This window comes from Dyella japonica, from assembly GCF_040545895.1.
Lineage (GTDB): Bacteria > Pseudomonadota > Gammaproteobacteria > Xanthomonadales > Rhodanobacteraceae > Dyella > Dyella japonica_D.
Map to the genome: position 1 here is coordinate 170,696 of NZ_JBEPMU010000002.1, position 17,504 is coordinate 188,199.

The following is a 17,504-nucleotide window of genomic DNA, read 5'->3' on the forward strand; positions in this document are numbered from 1 at the left end:
TTTGCATGAATGTTTCTATTGATGGCGCATTTATCCGAAGTGAGGCTGATTTTCATGCAGTGCTCGCCGAAGAATTAGGCCTTCCAAGCCACTACGGGAGGAATCTTGACGCAATGTGGGATGTGTTAAGTACCGATGTCGAAAGGCCCGTCGTTTTGGTTTGGAAAAATTCAAGGCTTTCATCTGATGCTCTCGGAGGAAAGTTCGCCCAGATCGTTGGAATCTTGGAGCGGGTCAAAGCTCAAGATGCTGCTTGGAATTTGCCCGAGCGATTCGACTATTTTCTTGAATAGTTCACATATTTGTCGTTCCAAACACGGAAACACCCATCGTCAATGATGTTTTGGATCAAAAACGGGGTCAGGTTCACTTCCTACATTCTCCGGAACTGAACCTGACCCCGTTTTCCGCACAAGGGATTCTGAAAAAACAGGGGTCGGAGTGGAATTTTCAGGCAAGTAAAGAAGCTGCTGACTGATGCTCCGTCAGCTTGGGACTGATCAAACTATCGGCTTTCCATGAGGCGCATTCATCGTCACTCGCAACGGCGATTTCGACCCAAACGTCTCGTTTACTCAGCACGTAACAGATTTTCTTAAAGGGAACATAAGAAGGGTATGAATTACAAAAAGGGACTTCTCGTTGGTGTTTCGACACTGCTTCTGGCCAGCTGCAGCAGCCAGCCCGTTCAGACTAACAAGCAGGCCATGAGCTGTGCGGAGCACATGCAGTTCGCACAGAAAGCAAATGACTTCGCGTCGCGAAATTTCACCAAGGCCTATGCGAATGATGTGAAGGGTGCCGAGGCACAGCTTTTCCTGATCCAGGAAAAGGGTCCCGGTAGTTTCTCGGTCAACTACAACGCCGCCGAGCAGGACTATGCCGATAACTTTCATGCCGCGAACGCCGCGGGATGCGACACGAGCGGCTATCCCTTGTCACCGATTGACGAGTTCAAACAGCGCCTTGACCAATTGAAGGCCGCACACCCCTGACTTTTGATCTCGCATCTTCCGTGACGATGGCAAGTTATTGCACGCTTATTTGCACCGCCGTGCAGGACTTTCCTAAGCGGAGATATTCATTCCCTCTGCGCAAGGACGCACCATGAGAAAGACCTCCATTGCGGCGCTCGCCATGCTCGCAACTGCGGCTCACGCAGCCGAGCCGAAATGCGCCAGCCAAACGATCAATGGGCATGTCAGCGAACTCTGTGTTACGTCCGCACCATTTCAGCACGACTATTACGCACTCAAGGTAGATCGTGCGTTGATCTTTGTGTTGCCGGATGACTACGTCGAAGACATCACGCTGACCCATGCAATGCCCGTAGATGCGGCGATCGAGTTTCCACTCTCTATTCAAGGGACACCCACCGTGAAGATCACGGGCGGGTGCACCCCGGTGACCGAGAAGCAGCAGCTTAATGGCAAGACTATCCATGTCGAAACGGGCCGTAGTTGCTCGTTTAAATGGGGCAACGTCGACATCCTGAATGCCTTGAAAGTTACCAGCGAATGATGTTCGCGATCACCTCTGTTCACCCGTTAACTATTTTCCGGATACTCCCATGATTCGTTTCGCTGCACCCGCTGCCGGCCTCCTTATGATGTTGGGCGTCAGCACATCGTGCTTCGCGTATGAATGCACTGATTCCGAAAGCTATCGAGCCGGACTGCAGGAGCTGAAATTGGCGCGTGAGGCAACTACCGCCCATCTCAGCGTAGCGGTTGAATATCTTCAGAAACACAAGAGCCTCGATCTCAACACGGCACTTCGGCAGGTCATGCAGGCTGGGTCACCTGAGCAGAAGCAGATCTTCGACCAACAGTTGAACGATCTCGGCGAGCAGATGAAGTTGGCGAAGCGGGATTCGCCAGAGGCTTGCCAGGCACTGATTGCGTTGGCACGCAAGCACGCTGCAGTGGGTGAGCAGAAGATCGAGTACATCGTTAAATCAGTCACCGGCGACGACAGCACACCGCCCGTCATCCCGAACTGATTTGAAAAAGGCAGGGCTCTGCTTGGAACTTTCAGGCGAATGAAAAGGACTGCAGCTGATGCCCCGTCAGCGGCGGCCCGATCAAACTATCAGCGTCTCCTGGCGATCGATTATGCCTCGTCAACCACGCACTGACTTCTCACCGCGCTGCATTTGCCCCCCCCTACCCGAATCGGATCCTCTAGATGAGTTCTTGTTACCGACCCACCATTTTATTTGCGCTGATCACGCTCCTCGCTTGCGGCCCCGCCATGAGCTCAGATAACCACTCTGCTTCTTCGAGTGGTGAGGAAACCTCGATTTCAGCAGAGGGTTCGTTGCTAAAAGCACTGCTTACCTGTGATGGCGAGTTTTTCGCGTATGCCGCCACCTGATCCCCAACGCACTCAACCCCGCCCGGCTCGCCCGCCGCAGCGGCATACCCGCCACCCACATCAAAGCCTTCATCGCCGACCCCCACCCCATCACGCCCAAGATCGCCATCCGCCTCGCCTTTGCCTTCGACACCACCGCCTTTTACTGGCTGGCACTTCAAGCGCGCTACGATTTGGAGAAGGCCAAGCCCGTGGTTCGTGCCTATCGTCCGCTCGTGGATTAAGCGCGTTTTCGCAAGCGGAGTTCGCGCGGGTGCAACGCATGTAAAGCCCCGTAAGAGTGGATTTTTTCAGGCAGATGAAGAAGCTGCCGACGGACATCGCGGTCGCCGCGATTCGATCAAACTGTCGCCCCCGATGAAGAGCGGCCCTGCCCCATCAAGGAAGATCATGATGCATGTGTGGCTGAAACAGTTCGTCGTCGGCGTTGTCTTTTTGGCAACGCTCACCGGTTGCAGCGGGAGCGAAAATGCACCGGCCTCCGCCGCCACACCCGCGTCTCCCGTTAGCACGGCGCCGAGTGCGCCGGCAGCGGACATACATCTCAAGATCAATCCGAAGGGCGACGCGCTTGTTTTCGATGTGGGTGGCGAGCCACGAACCTTCACCCTCCAGCAATTGTTTGATGATCGTGCAACCCGCATCGAAGACGTGAAGCTCATGGGTCAGGAAATCACCTCTTCGCGCACTGACCTCATGTTGCGAGTAGAAAGTCATTCGCTTGCGCAAAAAGGTGATGCCCTTTGTGCCAGCGGTCGCGAAGTTGTTGCTCTCATCTACGCGGAAGATACCGACACCGGCAATCAGGGGTCCCAGGTCAACGTGCTGGAATCGTGCAAGCAGCGCATCCGCATCGTCTCGCAGAGACAGAATCCCCAAGGCGTACTGGAGATCGAACAGGAGCAGAGCAACGGCCAGTCATCGCCGTGGGGTATCCACTTGATGCTGGATACTCGCCACCCGGGCAGCAGCATAGGGCTTTAACACCACTGATCAGCTCTATTGAGTCGCCTCAAAAAGCGGAAGCCGGGCTCGACTTTTCAGCTAAGGAAAAAGTCTGCCGGTTGGCAGTCCATCAGTCGGGTATATGACCCTTCCCTCGGCTTGAATCTCGGCGCCCTCCGTCAGTCGTGCCGCATCCACGTGGCCCTTTCCGAGAATATGAAACACGGGCTGATCTCTGGCGATCAGGTAATCGGCAATGATGCGCCGATGGCATCGCCACCAGACAGCCTCCGAGCACATGATGGCGCAGCGGCGCTTGCGACCTTCGGCGATCAGATGCTCGAGGCCGGTGCGGAAATTTTCTGAAAGCGCGTAATCCGCGTAATTGTGAAAGCTCAGGTTGGTCCAGAACCCGTTGATCTCGGCTGGAACGGGAGTCGCCTTGCTGCGTCGGCCGCCGAGCGCCGCCAGGTGTTCGTAGGAGAGACCGAAGGCCGAGAGTGCGTCGGGCAACGTCGATTCGTTGAACTGCGGGTTGGTCCGCGATCTCGGAAAGGCACGGACGTCCACCACACGTTCGACGCCGGCATCACCCAACAACGCGATGAATTCGTCGAGGCTGCGGTTTGAATGGCCGATGGTGAAGAACGGAAGCGTCACGGCATGTCGTCGGCGCGATACCGGTGAAGCGCGGCACCTTTGTGGGCAGCGATGTGATCGGTCTTGTCGCTCTTGATCTCGTACTGCGGGTCGTCTTCCGAGGCGTGATGCGTATAACCCTTGAAGTCGAAATCCCGCGAGTGAACGGCAATGATCGTTCCGCTCACCCAGCCGGCTTCGGAATTCCAGCGGACGTGGTCACCTAACTTGAATGTCTTGGTCATCGCGTGACTCCTGCGGAAGTTTGCCCCTGCCCTCCCGTCTGCCTGGTCAAGATCCGTCCCGATTCGGAAGCGGATCATTCGGATATGGAACACGTCTCGCTATCGCCAACGCGTGAAGCCGCCGGTTGAAAGGGCCTTTGTGGCTGCCAGGCGGACACGTCCTCCCGATACGGATGGCGCCACGCGCACCCGCCAATAAAGCTGCCCACGAACCCAAAGAAAAAGGCCGCATCAGCGGCCTTTTTCGCATCACGCATCGAGCATCGCGTCAGGACGGCAGTCGACGAATCTTTGCGCCGAGCACGCCGAGTTTTTCCTCGATGTTTTCGTAGCCGCGATCGATGTGATACACGCGATCCACCGTGGTGTCGCCTTCGGCCACCAGGCCGGCAAGCACGAGGCAGGCGGAGGCGCGAAGGTCGGTGGCCATGATGGGCGCGCCGCTCATCTTTTCCACGCCCTTGATGATGGCGGTGTTGCCTTCCAGGCGGATGTCGGCGCCGAGGCGCTGCAGTTCCAATGCGTGCATGAAGCGGTTTTCGAACACCGTCTCGGTGATCACGCCCACGCCCTCGGCCACGCAGTTGAGCGCGGTGAACTGCGCCTGCATGTCGGTGGGGAATGCCGGGTACGGTGCCGTGGTGATGTTCACCGCCTTGGGGCGGCGGCCACGCATGTCCAGCTCGATCCAGTCGGGGCCGGTGGAAATGTGCGCGCCGGCTTCTTCCAGCTTGGCGAGCACGGCATCGAGCGTGTCGGCACGCGCGTTGCGTGCGCGCACCTTGCCGCCGGTCATCGCGGCGCCCACCAGGAAGGTGCCGGTTTCGATGCGATCGGGCAGCACTTCGTATTCGGCGCCGTGCAGGCGCTCCACGCCGTGGATGGTGAGCGTGGAGGTGCCGGCGCCTTCGATCTGCGCACCCATGGCGATCAGGCAGTGCGCCAGGTCGACCACTTCCGGTTCCTGCGCGGCGTTCTCGATAATGGTGGTGCCCTGCGCAAGCGCGGCGGCCATCATGATGTTCTCGGTGCCGGTCACGGTGACCATGTCCATCGAGATGCGCGCGCCCTTCAGGCGCTTGGCCCTGGCCTTGATGTAGCCGTTCTCCACGACCACCTCGGCGCCCAGCGCCTGCAGGCCGCGGATGTGCTGGTCGACCGGACGCGAGCCGATGGCACAGCCGCCCGGCAACGACACTTCGGCCTCGCCGAAGCGAGCCACCAGCGGGCCCAGCACCAGGATGGACGCACGCATGGTGCGCACCAGGTCGTACGGGGCGAAGTGGCGGTCGGTGGTGCGCGGGTCGACGTGCATCTTCATGCGGTCGTCCAGCACCAGCTGCGTGCCCATCTGGCCCAGCAGCTCGATGAAGGTGGTGACATCGTGCAGGTGGGGCACGTTGCTGATCGCCACCGGCTCGTCGGCCAGTAGGCAGGAAGCGAGGATCGGGAGTACGGCGTTCTTGGCGCCCGAAATACCCACCTCACCGTGGAGCGGCTCGCCGCCACTGATCAGGATCTTGGCCATCAAAAGTCCTTGCGAAGGGTTTGCTTGGGAGTGCGGCGCGGCCTCAACGGCGCGCAGCAACTTCCGCGGGGGTCAGCGTCTTCAGGGCCAACGCGTGGATCGCACCGCCCATGAGATCGCCAAGCGTGGCGTAAACCAGGCGGTGCCGCGCCAGCGGCAGCTTGCCGGCGAACTGTTCCGCCACCACTTGGGCTTCGAAGTGCACGCCGTCATCGCCACTGACGGAAGCCTGAGCACCGGGCAGGCCTTGTTCGATCATTGCCTGGATGGTGGCAGCGTCCATGGTTTTTCCACTTGCTAAGTTGGGTCAGCGCCGCCGATCCGGTGAGGAACCGAACCCAATGGCAGCGACTATGACGTTAAAATGCGAATATGCCATGTTAATGGAAAACCTCTGTCGCAGAAACGACACGTGAGGTCGGCGCCCTCCCCCGTTGGGCCGTTGACCGCCAACAACATAATGATTCAGAGGAATTTTCCTCTACCAGCCGCCCATTCAGGGTTATGACGGAAATCCGGCAGACTTTCGAGGACGCATGAACGCCCACGTCGCCACAGCCAACCCGCACGCGATCAACGCCGATGCCATCGTGCAGAGCGCGCGCACCGTGATCGCCACCGAGGCGGCCACCATCCGTGCCCTTGAACCGCGCATCGGACCCGAGTTCGTGGAAGCCTGCCGGCTGATCATGGGCTGCGCCGGCCGCGTGGTCGTCACCGGCATGGGCAAGTCGGGCCATGTGGCCCGCAAGATCGCCGCCACGCTGGCTTCCACCGGCACGCCGGCTTTCTTCGTGCATCCGGGCGAGGCCAGCCATGGCGACCTCGGCATGATCCTGCCGCAGGACATCGTGCTCGCGCTGTCCAACTCGGGCGAAACCGACGAGGTGCTGTTCATCCTGCCGGTGATCAAGCGCCAGGGCATTCCGCTCATCGCCATCACGGGCAACGCCCATTCCTCGCTGGCCGACCAGGCCAACGTGCACCTGGACGCCAGCATTGCCGCCGAAGCCTGCCCGCTGGGGCTGGCGCCCACCGCCAGCACCACGGCCGCGCTGGTGATGGGCGACGCGCTCGCCATCGCCTTGCTGGAGGCACGCGGCTTCACGTCGGAAGATTTCGCCCGCTCGCATCCGGCGGGCAGCCTTGGCCGTCGCTTGTTGCTGCACATCAGCGACGTGATGCACACCGGCGAAGGCATCCCGGCCGTGCCGCCGAATGCCTCGCTCACCACGGCGCTGATGGAAATGACGCGCAAGCACCTGGGCATGACCGCCGTGGTCGATGCCGACCATCGTCTGCTCGGCGTGTTCACCGACGGCGACCTTCGCCGCGCGCTGGACGACGACGACCTGGACCTGCGCGGCGCCACCGTGGCCGAACTGATGACGCGCGGCCCCAAGACCATCGGCGCGGACAAGCTGGCCATCGAAGCCGCCCAGTTGATGGAAAAGCACCAGATTCATGCGCTGCTGGTGGTTAACGACCAGCAGCAGGTGGTGGGAGCGCTTAACATTCACGATCTGCTCCGCGCCCGTGTGGTCTGATCGAAAGGCTCGGCTGCTATCTCTTATTGCGTCCACCGACTGCGCCGCGCGGCGTTTGACGGTGGCGCCCTTCCCTTTTGCCGACGGCTCCCATGTATCTGGCTGACCTCCCCGCTGACGTGCTCGCCCGTGCCGCCAAGATCCGCCTCGTCGTGTTCGACGTGGACGGCACCCTGACCGACGGGCGCCTGTGGTACGCCGAGGACGGCCACGAAACCAAGGTGTTCCACGTGCATGACGGCCTGGGCCTGAAGCTGCTGATGGCGCACGGCGTACACGTGGCCATCATTTCGGCCCGCATCAGCCATCCGGTGGCGCTGCGTGCGGAAGAGCTGGATATCGCCCACGTCTACCAGGGCCAGGGCGACAAGCGCGCCTGCCTGGAGCAACTGCTGGAGGCGCTCAACCTGGCGCCGGAACAGGCGGCCTTCGTGGGTGACGACCTGCCCGACCTGCCCGCCATGCGCATCGCCGGCCTGGCCGTGGCGGTGGCCAACGCCCATCCCTGGGTGGCGGAACAATCCCATTGGCGCACCCGCCTGTGCGGCGGCCAGGGCGCGGCCCGCGAGGTCTGCGACATGGTGTTGCACGCCCAGGGCAAGTCGGACGCCGAGCGGGAGCGCTGGAAGTGAGCTTTCGCAGTTACCTGCGCGACCGGGGCCTCCCGGTGGCGATCGTCCTTATCGGCCTGGCCACGGGCGCGGCCCAGTTGCTGTACTGGTGGCTGGCACCGGCACCGAAGGTGAGCGAGTTCGTGGGTCCCCCGCGTTCGGGCTACACCCTGACCAATTTCCAGCTCTGGTCGTATGACGTGGACGGGCTGCCCAGTTTCGAGATGGTCGCCCCGCACCTGGAGCGCCGCGAGAACGACGAGTCGCTGTACATCAACACGCCTGACTTCACCTTGCCGTCCAACGAGGCCGGCGTGCCGCCGTGGCTGGGCAAGTCGCTGTACGCCTGGGTCGACAAGAGCGGCACCCTGCTCAAGCTCCAAGGGCCGGTCTACATGCACCGGGCGGCCTTTGCCCAGACCGATGCGGCCGAAATGCACACCTCCGACGTCACCGCCTGGCCAAAAGAAAACCGCATGGTGACGGATGCCCCAGCGCATATGGTGCAAGGCCCACGTACACTTAACGGGGTGGGCATGCGTGCCAACCTCAACACCAATCATCTGGAGCTGTTCGATGAAGTCACCGGCTCGTTTCCGCCGCGACCCAAGAAGTCTCAAGCTGCCCCTCGCCCTGCTGGGCCTGGGACTGCTCATCCTGCAGCCGGCACTGGCCAAGCAGGATGACCGCAACCAGCCGATGAACTTCTCGTCCAAGTCCATGGACGGGTTCAACGCGCCCAATACCGTCACCACGCTGACGGGCAACGTCGTGGCCACCCAGGGCACGATGAAGCTCACCGGTGCCCTGGCCAAGCTGTATCTGGATGCCGACACCCAGGTGGCGCGCGCCGTGGTGACGGGCAGCCCCGCCCACATCGAGCAGCTGGACGACAACAACAACCTGATGCAGGGCGACGCCGCCCAGCTCGACTACGACAACATCAACGGCATTGCGGTGCTCACCGGCAATGCGGTCGTGCGCCAGCAGGGTCGTGGCGAATTCCACGGCGACAAGCTCACCTACAACACGCAGTCCTCGCTGATCACCGGTGAAGCCGGTGGCGATGGCCTGGTGCACGGCGTGATCCTGCCCAAGCAGAAGCCGGCCACGCCCACCGCCACGCCGCCGAAGTCGGGCACGCCGCCACCGGCGCCGCAACCGGCCACCAAGCCGGCCGAGGGCCATTGATCGATGCTTTCTGCTGAAGGTCTGCAAAAAAGTTTCAAGGCGCGCCAGGTCGTGCGCGACTTCGCGTTTTCCATTCGCGAAGGTGAAGTGGTGGGTCTGCTCGGACCCAACGGCGCGGGCAAGACCACGTGCTTCTACATGGTGGTGGGCCTGATCGAAGCCGACGCCGGCATCATCAAGCTGGACAAGCAGGACATCACCGGCCTGCCGATGCACCAGCGCGCCAAGCTCGGCATCGGCTACCTGCCGCAGGAAGCCTCGGTGTTCCGTCGCCTTACGGTGGCCGACAACATCATGGCCGTGCTGGAACTGCGCGAAGGCTGGGATGAAAAGCGCCGCACCAACGAACTGGAAAGCCTGCTGGACGAACTGAAGATCGCGCACATCGCCGACCAGAAAGGCATCAGCCTTTCCGGTGGCGAACGCCGCCGCGTGGAAATTGCGCGCGCGCTGGCCGCGCATCCCCGCTACATGCTGCTGGACGAACCGTTCGCGGGCGTGGACCCGATTTCGGTCGGCGAAATCCAGCGCATCGTGCGCCATCTCAAGGAACGCGGCATCGGCGTGCTCATCACCGACCACAATGTGCGCGAGACGCTGGGCATTTGTGACCGCGCATACATCCTCAACGATGGTGAAGTGCTATCGCGTGGCACGCCTGCGCACATCCTTGCCGACGAGAAGGTCCGCGAGGTCTACCTGGGTCGCGAATTCCGCCTGTAACGGCGGCGGAACAGGCTGCCGTCAGGGCTAAATCTGAGGTAGTACGCGATTTCGCCTTCGACCTATGGCTGCTCCCGAGGTCAGGAGTTAGGATGACCGCACATTCTTCCTGACCGGCTGGCATGAAACCCGGACTGCAGTTTCGCCTCAATCAACAGCTCACGCTGACACCACAGTTGCAGCAGGCCATCCGCCTCCTGCAGTTGTCGCAGCTTGAGCTGGAGGCTGAGCTGCGTCAGATCGCCGAAAGCAATCCGCTGCTCGAGTTTGCCGACGACAATCCGGAGAACGTGGACGGCGACGAACGCGAGGCGCCCGAGCCGCTGGATGCGATTCCCTCCAGCTCGTCCAGCACCACCACCAGCGACACCGTCGACAACGCCGAAGCGCCCGAATGGGGCGATGCGGATGTCGACAACAGCAGCGACGACCCGATCGATTTTTCGGCCGGCAGCAGCTCGTCGCGCAACAACAATCCCGACGAAGACGGCTTCGAGCCGCAGAGCGCCGCGCAGGAAACCCTGCAGGAACATCTGCTGTGGCAGCTCAACCTCACGCACATGAGTGCGCGTGATCGCACCATCGCCACCGTGCTGATCGACGCGCTCAACGCGGACGGCTATCTCACCGAAAGCATGGAGTCGCTGATCACCGCCCTGCCCACCGACGTCAAGGCGACTGAGGCGGAAGTGGAGCATGTGCGACGCATGCTGCAGCGATTCGATCCCACCGGCATTGCCAGCGTCGACTTGCGCGATTGCCTGCGCGTGCAGCTGGAGCAGTTCGATCCCGATACGCCGCAGCGCGAACTTGCGCTGCGCATCGTGGATGCCGAACTGGAACTGCTTGCGCGCAACGACATCGCCCGCCTCGCACGCAAATTGCGCGCGAGCGAAGACGACACCGCTGCCGCCGCCGTGTTGATCCGCAGCCTGGATCCGCGCCCCGGCGCCGCGCTCGACGTGACGCCCGTCGAATACGTCGCGCCCGACGTGTATGCGCGCAAGGATGCGGGCCGCTGGCGCGTCAGCCTCAATCCCGATTGCCAGCCGCGCCTGGGGCTCAACCAGCATTACTGCGGCCTCATCGCGCAGGCGCGTGGCACTGATGCAAGCTGGATGCGCGGCCAGTTGCAGGAGGCGCGCTGGCTCATCAAGAGCCTGGAATCGCGCGCCGAAACCCTGCTGAAGGTGGCCGAGGCCATCGTGCGCCGGCAGAGCGCCTTCCTCGATTACGGCCCCGAAGCCATGCACCCGCTGGTGCTGCGTGAAGTGGCCGAGGAAGTGGGCATGCACGAATCGACCATTTCACGTGTAACTACCCGCAAGTACATCCATACGCCGCGGGGCACGTTCGAACTCAAGCACTTCTTCTCCAGCGGCGTGTCCACCGAAGACGGTGGCAGCGCGTCGGCCACCGCCATCCAGGCCATGCTGCGCAAGCTGGTGGATGCCGAGGACCCGCGCAAGCCGCTGTCCGACCAGGCCATCGCGGAGGAGCTGCATCGCAAGGGCATTCAGGTTGCCCGACGCACCGTCGCCAAGTACCGCGAAGCCATGCGTATTCCCAGTTCCAGCGAGCGCCAGCGCGCTGGCTGAACAAGCTTGCCCGCACTGTGGCAAAGCGCCCCGGGAACTTGGCGGCAAAAAAGACGTCCCCATACATATGGCTGAGACGATGCGAAAGGAAACCTGTCATGTCCGAGGCGTGAAGGTCTTCCTAACGCGAGCACATCGTCAGAGGTGCATAGTGACTATCCCGACTTGGTGAGGAGGCCGGAGAAAAACCTTCGCAATACCGGAGTTTTCAAAGGTGTGTCGTTCACGACAGTAGCGACCGGCGCATCGATTCCAGCCGCGTCCGCGGCAAGTACCAGAGGAGGCGCAACATGCAAGTTCAGCTCAGCGGTCAGCAGATTGAAGTCACCCCGGCCCTCCGGGACCACGTGAACAGCCGGCTTGACCGCCTCACCCGCCTCGATGAACGCATTCTCAGCCTGAGCGTCGTTCTCTCCGTGAACAAACTCCAGCAGCGCGCCGAAGGCACGCTCTACGTCACGGGCAGCACCCTGCACGCCGAAGCGCTTGAGAACGACATGTACGTCTCCATCGACGTGCTCTTCGACAAGCTGGTGACCCAGTTGCGCAAGCACCGCGAGAAGATCTGCGACAAGCATCAGCGCGCCGTCCGGGACGAGCGCCTGTACGGCTGATCTCTCCCAGGCCCGCCCGGCTCCGGGCGGGCCTTCCGCCTCACTTTCCACCGTTTCCAAGGCGTCCGCCGGTGCGAACTGGCACAATGTCCATGTAGCCGCCCTTTTTCGGTGGCGCAAAGGACAAGGCTTGGACCGGCTCTCCGCCCGACAACTCTATGACAGCGTTCACGAGCGCATGGCCTTGCGCTGGGTGTCCGGCATGCGCGGCGAATCGCGTGTGCTCGAACAGGCCGCGACCACCACGCGCCGCCCCTCGTTGATCGGCTATCTCAACGTCATCTATCCGAACAAGATCCAGATCATCGGCACCGAGGAACTGAATTTCCTCGACAGCCTCGATTCGCGCCAGCGCTGGGAAGCGATCAACAAGATCGCCGCCTACCAGCCCGTGGCGATGATCGTGACCAAGGATCAACCTATCCCCACCGACCTGCGCGAGGTGGCGGAAGAAACCAATACGCCGCTGTGGATCAGTTCCAAGCGCGGCCACGAGCTGCTGACCTGGATGCAGTACCACCTGGCGCGGATGCTGGCGCCCAAGGTCACGCTGCATGGCGTGTTCCTGGAGGTGTTTTCCATCGGCGTGCTGATCACCGGCGAGTCGGGCTCGGGCAAGAGCGAGCTGGCGCTGGAACTGATCAGTCGCGGTCACCGGCTGGTGGCCGACGACGCCACCGAGTTCACCCTGATCGCGCCGGACGTGATCGACGGCACCTGCCCCGAGCTGCTGCAGGACCTGCTGGAAGTACGCGGGCTGGGCGTGTTGAACGTGCGCGAGATGTTCGGTCACACCGCCGTCAAGCCGTCGAAATACCTTCGCCTGGTGATACACCTCAAACCGTTGCGCGAAGGGGAAGACACCGATGGACTCACGCGCCTCACCGGCGATATCGGCCATCGCGAAATCTTCGAGGTGCCCGTGCCCATGATGACGATTCCTGTCGCGCCCGGCCGCAACCTTGCGGTGCTGGTGGAAGCGGCGGTGCGCAACCATGTGCTCAAGAGCAAGGGCATCGACCCGGCACAGACTTTCATCGATCGCCAGGCGCACCAGATGCGCCGGCTGCCTCCGTGGTGACCCATGAGCGAAAGCACAACCACCAACACGCTCAAACGCACTGACCCGATCAACCTGATCGTGCTCACCGGCATGTCCGGCGGCGGCAAGACCGTTGCCTTGCGCGCGCTGGAAGACCTGGACTTCTATTGCGTCGACAACCTGCCCACCGCCTTGCTGCCGCAGCTCGTCGCAGCGGTGAGCGGCAACGTGGAGGGCAAGCGCCGCCACGTGGCCGTGGGCGTGGACGTGCGCAATCCCGGGGAAGACCTCAAGCGCATGCCGGCCATCCTGTCGGAGCTGGCAGCCAAGGGCGTGAAGGCGCACCTGATCTTCCTCGACTGCCGCGACGACGTACTGATCAAGCGCTACTCGGAAACGCGCCGCCGCCATCCGCTCTCGTGGCAGGGCCTGTCGCTGGCCGATGCCATCGCCGAGGAACGCCGCGTGCTGCGTCCGCTCTCGGCCATCTCGGACAAGGTGATCGATTCGAGCGAACTGAACGTGCACCAGCTGCGCCGCCTGATCGCCACCGGTTATGCCGAGGCCACCGAAGGCCTCACGCTGATGTTCCAGTCGTTCGCCTTCCGCCGCGGCCTGCCGCTGGATGCGGACTTCGTCTTCGATGCACGCTGCCTGCCGAACCCGCACTGGGACCCCACCCTGCGCCCGCTTTCGGGCAAGGACGCGGCCGTGCGCGATTATCTGGACGCGCAACCCCTGGTGGCCGAGTACTACGCCGACACCGCACGCTGGCTCGATACCTGGCTGCCGCGCTTCGAAGCGGACGACCGCAGCTACGTCACCATTGCCATCGGTTGCACGGGCGGTCGACACCGCTCGGTGTACCTGGTGGAAAAGCTTGCTGCCCATTACCGCGCGCTACGCAATGGCGTGCTTACCTTCCATCGCGAACTCGAGTGATAGCCATGCTTGCCAAACCTATGAAGCGGACTGGCACGCCGTCATGAGCGTCGGTGTGTTGTTGATGACGCACGAAGCCGTCGGGCAGGCCTTGATCTCCGCCTCCCACCACGTGCTGCCCAAGCTGCCGCTGCGCGTGGAGGCCGTGGAGGTTCCACCGCACGCGGACCCGGACGTGATGCGCACACTCACCGCCAAACACGCACGCGAGCTGGACGAAGGCGACGGTGTGCTGGTGCTCGCGGATCTGTACGGCGCCACGCCCTGCAACATCGGCCTGTCGCTCGGCGCGCTGGGTGTCCGCTTGCGCTGCGTGTCGGGCCTCAACCTCCCGATGCTGCTGCGCGTGCTCAATTACGCAGAAAAACCGTTGGACGAGCTGGCGGAAATCGCCGCCAGTGGTGGCCGCGGAGGAATCTTCATCGACCATGCTTGAGAAAGAGATCGTCGTTTCGAACAAACTGGGCCTGCATGCCCGCGCCTCGGCCAAGCTCGTGCAGCTGGTGCAGGGCTTCAAGTCCACCGTGTGGCTGGTAAGCAAGGGCCGCGAGGTGAATGCACAGAGCATCATGGGCGTGATGATGCTGGCCGCCGGCATCGGCACGCCGCTCACCGTTCGCGCCGATGGGCCGGACGAGCAATCGGCCATCGACGCCGTGGTGGCGCTGTTCGACCGCAAGTTCGACGAAGGAGCCTGAGTGGGGAAAAACTTCGCACGCGCGTCTCGACCTGAGGCCGTATTCACGGCCCGGTTTGCTGCGTCGTGCGATCTTCCCCTTTCAGCATTCGACGCGTTGGCCGGATGCCGACGTCACGCATGGCCGGGCCGGCCGCTCCACCATGGAAGGCATTCATGAGACAGGTACTGACAGGCACCACGGCAGCGAAAGGCATGGCCCTCGGCCGCGCCCGCCTGGTGCAGCCCAGTCGCTACCTGGTCGATACGCGCCCGCTCAACGAAGACGAAGTCGAGAGCGAGCTGGCACGCCTGCATCGCGCGCTGGACACCGCACGCCAGGAACTGCGCGAACTGCGCGGCAAGCTGCACGGCGCGCTCGCGCGCGAGGTGAACGAGTTCATCGATGCGCACAGCCTGCTGCTCGATGATCCGGAACTGCTGCGCGGCCTGGACGATCTGGTGCGCATCGGCCATTACCGCCCCGGCGCCGCTCTTAAAAAACAACGCGACCGCCTTGCCGCCGTGTTCGAGGCGATGGACGATCCCTACCTGCGTTCGCGCAAGGAAGACGTCGACCAAGTGATCAGCCGCGTAATCTCCGCGCTGCAGCGCCAGACCAGCCGTGAAGAACGCAAGCTGGCCGCACGCGTTGGCGAGATCCTCATTGCCGACACCATCGCCCCGGCCGACATGGCGCACCTCGCAGGCGCCGGATTGCTCGGCGTTGTCGCCAGTTCCGGCAGCCCGTATTCGCACAGCGCCATCCTGGCGCGCAGCCTGGACCTGCCGATGCTTGTGGGCGCGCGTGATGCGTTGTCCACCATCCACGACGACGACCTGATCCTGCTCGATGCCGAACGCGGCGAAGCCGTGGTGCATCCCACCGCGCAGGACCTGGCCCACTACCGCGCCTGGCAGCGCGAGGCAGCGGCGGAAGGCCGTCGTCTCGCCACCTTGGCCAACGCACCGACGCGCACGCGCGATGGCGTGGACATCCGCCTGTTCGCCAACGCGGAGATGCCCGCCGACATTGCCATGGCCCGCGCGCGTGGCGCCGATGGCGTGGGCCTGTATCGCACCGAATTCCTGTTCCTGCGCCAGAAGGGCTTGCCCACCGAAGACGAGCAGTTCATCGCCTATCGCGACCTGGTGCTTGGCATGGGCGGCCTGCCGGTCACCATTCGCACGCTGGATCTCGGCGCCGACAAGGCCGATGCCGCGGGCCTCGTACTGCGCGGCGAGGACAACCCCGCGCTGGGCGTGCGCGGCGTGCGCCTCTCGCTGCGCTATCCCGCCGTGTTCACCACGCAGATTCGCGCCATCCTTCGCGCCGCCTGCTACGGGCCGGTTCGCGTGCTCGTGCCGATGATCACGCAGCCCGACGAACTCATTGCCGTGCGCACGCTGTTCAAGCTCGCACGACAGGAGTTGAAGCGCGAGAACATCGACCTGCCGGAGAAACTGCAGCTCGGCGCGATGATCGAAGTGCCGGCGGCGGCCATCAATGTACGCGCGCTGCTGGAGCACGCCGACTTCCTCGCCATCGGCACCAACGATCTTGCGCAGTACGTGCTCGCCGCCGATCGCGGCAACGATGCGCTGGACAACATCTACAACCCGCTGCAGCCGGCGCTGCTGCGCCTGCTTGCCTACGTCATTTCCGAAGGCCGCCGCGCCAAGAAGGGCGTGAGCCTGTGCGGCGAAATCGGCGGCGACGCGAACTTTACCGGCCTGCTACTGGCACTGGGCCTGTGCGAGTTCAGCATGCACCCCAGCCAGCTGCTGCACGTGCGCGATCGTCTCGCCTCGCTCGATCATGGCGTATTGCGCGCGCATGCGCCGCGCATTCTTCGCGCACGCACGCATGAAGAAGCGGAAGCCATGCTGGCCAAGCTCACCGCCTGATTCCGCGCGCAGCGCCTATCCCGCGCTGCCCAGAAACGCCTCGATCAACGCGCCGCGATAGCGCTGCCGATGCAGCACCAATGACAGCTTGCGATGCAGGTCGAGGAACGGTGTGCGCAGCACTTTCAATCGTCCGGCCTCCACTGCGTCGATGATGGCCACTTCCGGAATACAGGCGATGCCTAGGCCGGCGATCACGGCCTGCTTGATCGCTTCGGCCTGATCCAGCTCCAGCACGGTTTCGCCTGCGGGCAAGCTGGAAAGCGCACGTTCGCTCAGGCTGCGCGTGGCCGAACCCGGTTCGCGCAACACCCATCGCGCACCCGCGAAATCCTCGGGCTCCAGCCGCCGTTTGCGTGCCAGCGGATGATCGGGCGATGCGCACACCACCAACGCATCATCGCGCCACGGACGCACCTCCAGCGACGGATGCGCCACCGGCCCTTCCACGCAGCCCAGTTCCAGTGCGTGATCGAGCATGGCCGCCACGATTTCCGAGGTGTTCGATACACGCAGGCGCACGGAGACGTGCGGATGGGCGCGCACAAACTCTCCCAGCAATTCGCCCACGCGGTAATTGCCCACGGTGTTGCTTGCGCCTACCCGCAGCTCGCCGCCGAGTTCATCGGCGCCGCCTGTGCCCACGCGGCCGAATTCCGCGTAACGCTCCAACAGTTCCTGCGCCAGCGGCAGCAATTCGCGGCCACGGGTGTTGAGGCGCAAACGGCCGCGCTCGCGGGCGAATACGGGAGCCTCCAATTGCCGCTCCATTTCCGCCAGCGCCATGCTCGCCGCCGGTTGCGTGAGATGAAGTGTCTCGGCGGCGGCGCGCACGCTGCCGAGGCGTGCGATCTGCACGAACACCTCCAACTGGCGCGGGCTGATGTTGATCATCAGCTTATCTTATAACAACGATCAA

General features: G+C 62.9%; 23 protein-coding genes. 18 read left to right on the forward strand and 5 right to left on the reverse strand.

Annotated features, from left to right (window positions below; translation table 11 throughout):
* Positions 1–5 precede the first annotated feature (5 nt).
* The 6 genes from ABIC75_RS07475 to ABIC75_RS07500 all read left to right on the forward strand — a co-directional run bounded on the left by ABIC75_RS07475 (position 6) and on the right by ABIC75_RS07500 (position 3,360).
* Entirely contained in the window at positions 6–293 is a 288-nt protein-coding gene (locus tag ABIC75_RS07475) for a barstar family protein (protein ID WP_354013223.1), read from the forward strand.
* 324 nt (positions 294–617) lie between these two features.
* On the forward strand, positions 618–995 hold the full coding sequence (locus ABIC75_RS07480; RefSeq protein ID WP_354013224.1) for a hypothetical protein: 378 nt from the start codon (positions 618–620) through the stop codon (positions 993–995).
* A gap of 112 nt (positions 996–1,107) precedes the next feature.
* Positions 1,108–1,521 carry a hypothetical protein gene (locus ABIC75_RS07485; protein WP_354013225.1) on the forward strand — a complete coding sequence of 138 codons (414 nt, stop codon included), beginning with the start codon at positions 1,108–1,110 and terminating at the stop codon, positions 1,519–1,521.
* Between the two features lie 49 nt (positions 1,522–1,570).
* On the forward strand, positions 1,571–2,002 hold the full coding sequence (locus ABIC75_RS07490; RefSeq protein ID WP_354013226.1) for a hypothetical protein: 432 nt from the start codon (positions 1,571–1,573) through the stop codon (positions 2,000–2,002).
* 433 nt (positions 2,003–2,435) lie between these two features.
* Positions 2,436–2,600, forward strand: a complete 165-nt coding sequence (locus tag ABIC75_RS07495; RefSeq protein WP_354013721.1) for a helix-turn-helix transcriptional regulator — start codon at positions 2,436–2,438, stop codon at positions 2,598–2,600.
* Positions 2,601–2,766: 166 nt separating this feature from the next.
* A complete protein-coding gene (locus tag ABIC75_RS07500) occupies positions 2,767–3,360 on the forward strand; it encodes a hypothetical protein (protein WP_354013227.1) in 594 nt (197 codons plus the stop codon).
* A gap of 60 nt (positions 3,361–3,420) precedes the next feature.
* Here the strand turns inward: ABIC75_RS07500 and ABIC75_RS07505 are convergent, their stop codons facing one another.
* The 4 genes from ABIC75_RS07505 to ABIC75_RS07520 all read right to left on the reverse strand — a co-directional run bounded on the left by ABIC75_RS07505 (position 3,421) and on the right by ABIC75_RS07520 (position 6,016).
* Positions 3,421–3,981 carry a DUF488 domain-containing protein gene (locus ABIC75_RS07505; RefSeq protein ID WP_354013228.1) on the reverse strand — a complete coding sequence of 187 codons (561 nt, stop codon included), beginning with the start codon at positions 3,979–3,981 and terminating at the stop codon, positions 3,421–3,423.
* Entirely contained in the window at positions 3,978–4,205 is a 228-nt protein-coding gene (locus ABIC75_RS07510) for a DUF2945 domain-containing protein (RefSeq protein ID WP_354013229.1), read from the reverse strand. The genes ABIC75_RS07505 and ABIC75_RS07510 overlap by 4 nt, the downstream gene beginning before the upstream one ends.
* A gap of 268 nt (positions 4,206–4,473) precedes the next feature.
* On the reverse strand, positions 4,474–5,733 hold the full coding sequence (gene murA / locus ABIC75_RS07515) for a UDP-N-acetylglucosamine 1-carboxyvinyltransferase (protein WP_354013230.1): 1,260 nt from the start codon (positions 5,731–5,733) through the stop codon (positions 4,474–4,476).
* Positions 5,734–5,776: 43 nt separating this feature from the next.
* The gene (locus tag ABIC75_RS07520) at positions 5,777–6,016 is read right to left on the reverse strand and encodes a BolA family protein (protein ID WP_046973279.1); all 240 of its coding nucleotides are present in this window, start codon (positions 6,014–6,016) and stop codon (positions 5,777–5,779) included.
* Positions 6,017–6,269: 253 nt separating this feature from the next.
* Here ABIC75_RS07520 and ABIC75_RS07525 point away from each other — a divergent pair, with 253 nt between their 5' ends.
* The 12 genes from ABIC75_RS07525 to ptsP all read left to right on the forward strand — a co-directional run bounded on the left by ABIC75_RS07525 (position 6,270) and on the right by ptsP (position 16,585).
* Positions 6,270–7,280 (forward strand): KpsF/GutQ family sugar-phosphate isomerase, encoded by a 1,011-nt coding sequence (locus tag ABIC75_RS07525; protein WP_354013231.1) that lies wholly within the window; start codon positions 6,270–6,272, stop codon positions 7,278–7,280.
* A 92-nt stretch (positions 7,281–7,372) separates the two neighbouring features.
* A complete protein-coding gene (locus ABIC75_RS07530; RefSeq protein ID WP_354013232.1) occupies positions 7,373–7,912 on the forward strand; it encodes a KdsC family phosphatase in 540 nt (179 codons plus the stop codon).
* Positions 7,909–8,577: an LPS export ABC transporter periplasmic protein LptC gene (lptC, locus tag ABIC75_RS07535; protein ID WP_354013233.1), complete on the forward strand. Its 669-nt coding sequence runs from the start codon at positions 7,909–7,911 to the stop codon at positions 8,575–8,577. The genes ABIC75_RS07530 and lptC overlap by 4 nt, the downstream gene beginning before the upstream one ends.
* Before the next feature lie 13 nt (positions 8,578–8,590).
* On the forward strand, positions 8,591–9,082 hold the full coding sequence (lptA, locus tag ABIC75_RS07540) for a lipopolysaccharide transport periplasmic protein LptA (RefSeq protein WP_354013234.1): 492 nt from the start codon (positions 8,591–8,593) through the stop codon (positions 9,080–9,082).
* Positions 9,083–9,085: 3 nt separating this feature from the next.
* The gene (gene lptB, locus ABIC75_RS07545; protein WP_109124029.1) at positions 9,086–9,805 is read left to right on the forward strand and encodes an LPS export ABC transporter ATP-binding protein; all 720 of its coding nucleotides are present in this window, start codon (positions 9,086–9,088) and stop codon (positions 9,803–9,805) included.
* Between the two features lie 122 nt (positions 9,806–9,927).
* Positions 9,928–11,403, forward strand: a complete 1,476-nt coding sequence (locus ABIC75_RS07550) for an RNA polymerase factor sigma-54 (protein ID WP_354013235.1) — start codon at positions 9,928–9,930, stop codon at positions 11,401–11,403.
* A gap of 290 nt (positions 11,404–11,693) precedes the next feature.
* Positions 11,694–12,017, forward strand: a complete 324-nt coding sequence (gene hpf / locus ABIC75_RS07555; protein ID WP_354013236.1) for a ribosome hibernation-promoting factor, HPF/YfiA family — start codon at positions 11,694–11,696, stop codon at positions 12,015–12,017.
* 130 nt (positions 12,018–12,147) lie between these two features.
* On the forward strand, positions 12,148–13,098 hold the full coding sequence (gene hprK / locus ABIC75_RS07560; RefSeq protein ID WP_354013237.1) for an HPr(Ser) kinase/phosphatase: 951 nt from the start codon (positions 12,148–12,150) through the stop codon (positions 13,096–13,098).
* A gap of 3 nt (positions 13,099–13,101) precedes the next feature.
* The gene (gene rapZ / locus ABIC75_RS07565; RefSeq protein WP_354013238.1) at positions 13,102–14,001 is read left to right on the forward strand and encodes an RNase adapter RapZ; all 900 of its coding nucleotides are present in this window, start codon (positions 13,102–13,104) and stop codon (positions 13,999–14,001) included.
* A 43-nt stretch (positions 14,002–14,044) separates the two neighbouring features.
* A complete protein-coding gene (locus ABIC75_RS07570; RefSeq protein ID WP_354013239.1) occupies positions 14,045–14,437 on the forward strand; it encodes a PTS sugar transporter subunit IIA in 393 nt (130 codons plus the stop codon).
* Positions 14,430–14,699, forward strand: coding sequence for an HPr family phosphocarrier protein (locus ABIC75_RS07575; protein WP_354013240.1), 270 nt, complete (start codon positions 14,430–14,432; stop codon positions 14,697–14,699). The genes ABIC75_RS07570 and ABIC75_RS07575 overlap by 8 nt, the downstream gene beginning before the upstream one ends.
* 155 nt (positions 14,700–14,854) lie before the next feature.
* On the forward strand, positions 14,855–16,585 hold the full coding sequence (gene ptsP / locus ABIC75_RS07580) for a phosphoenolpyruvate--protein phosphotransferase (RefSeq protein ID WP_354013241.1): 1,731 nt from the start codon (positions 14,855–14,857) through the stop codon (positions 16,583–16,585).
* Between the two features lie 15 nt (positions 16,586–16,600).
* Here ptsP and ABIC75_RS07585 read toward each other — a convergent pair whose 3' ends face one another.
* The gene (locus ABIC75_RS07585) at positions 16,601–17,479 is read right to left on the reverse strand and encodes a LysR family transcriptional regulator (protein WP_354013242.1); all 879 of its coding nucleotides are present in this window, start codon (positions 17,477–17,479) and stop codon (positions 16,601–16,603) included.
* Positions 17,480–17,504 lie beyond the last annotated feature (25 nt).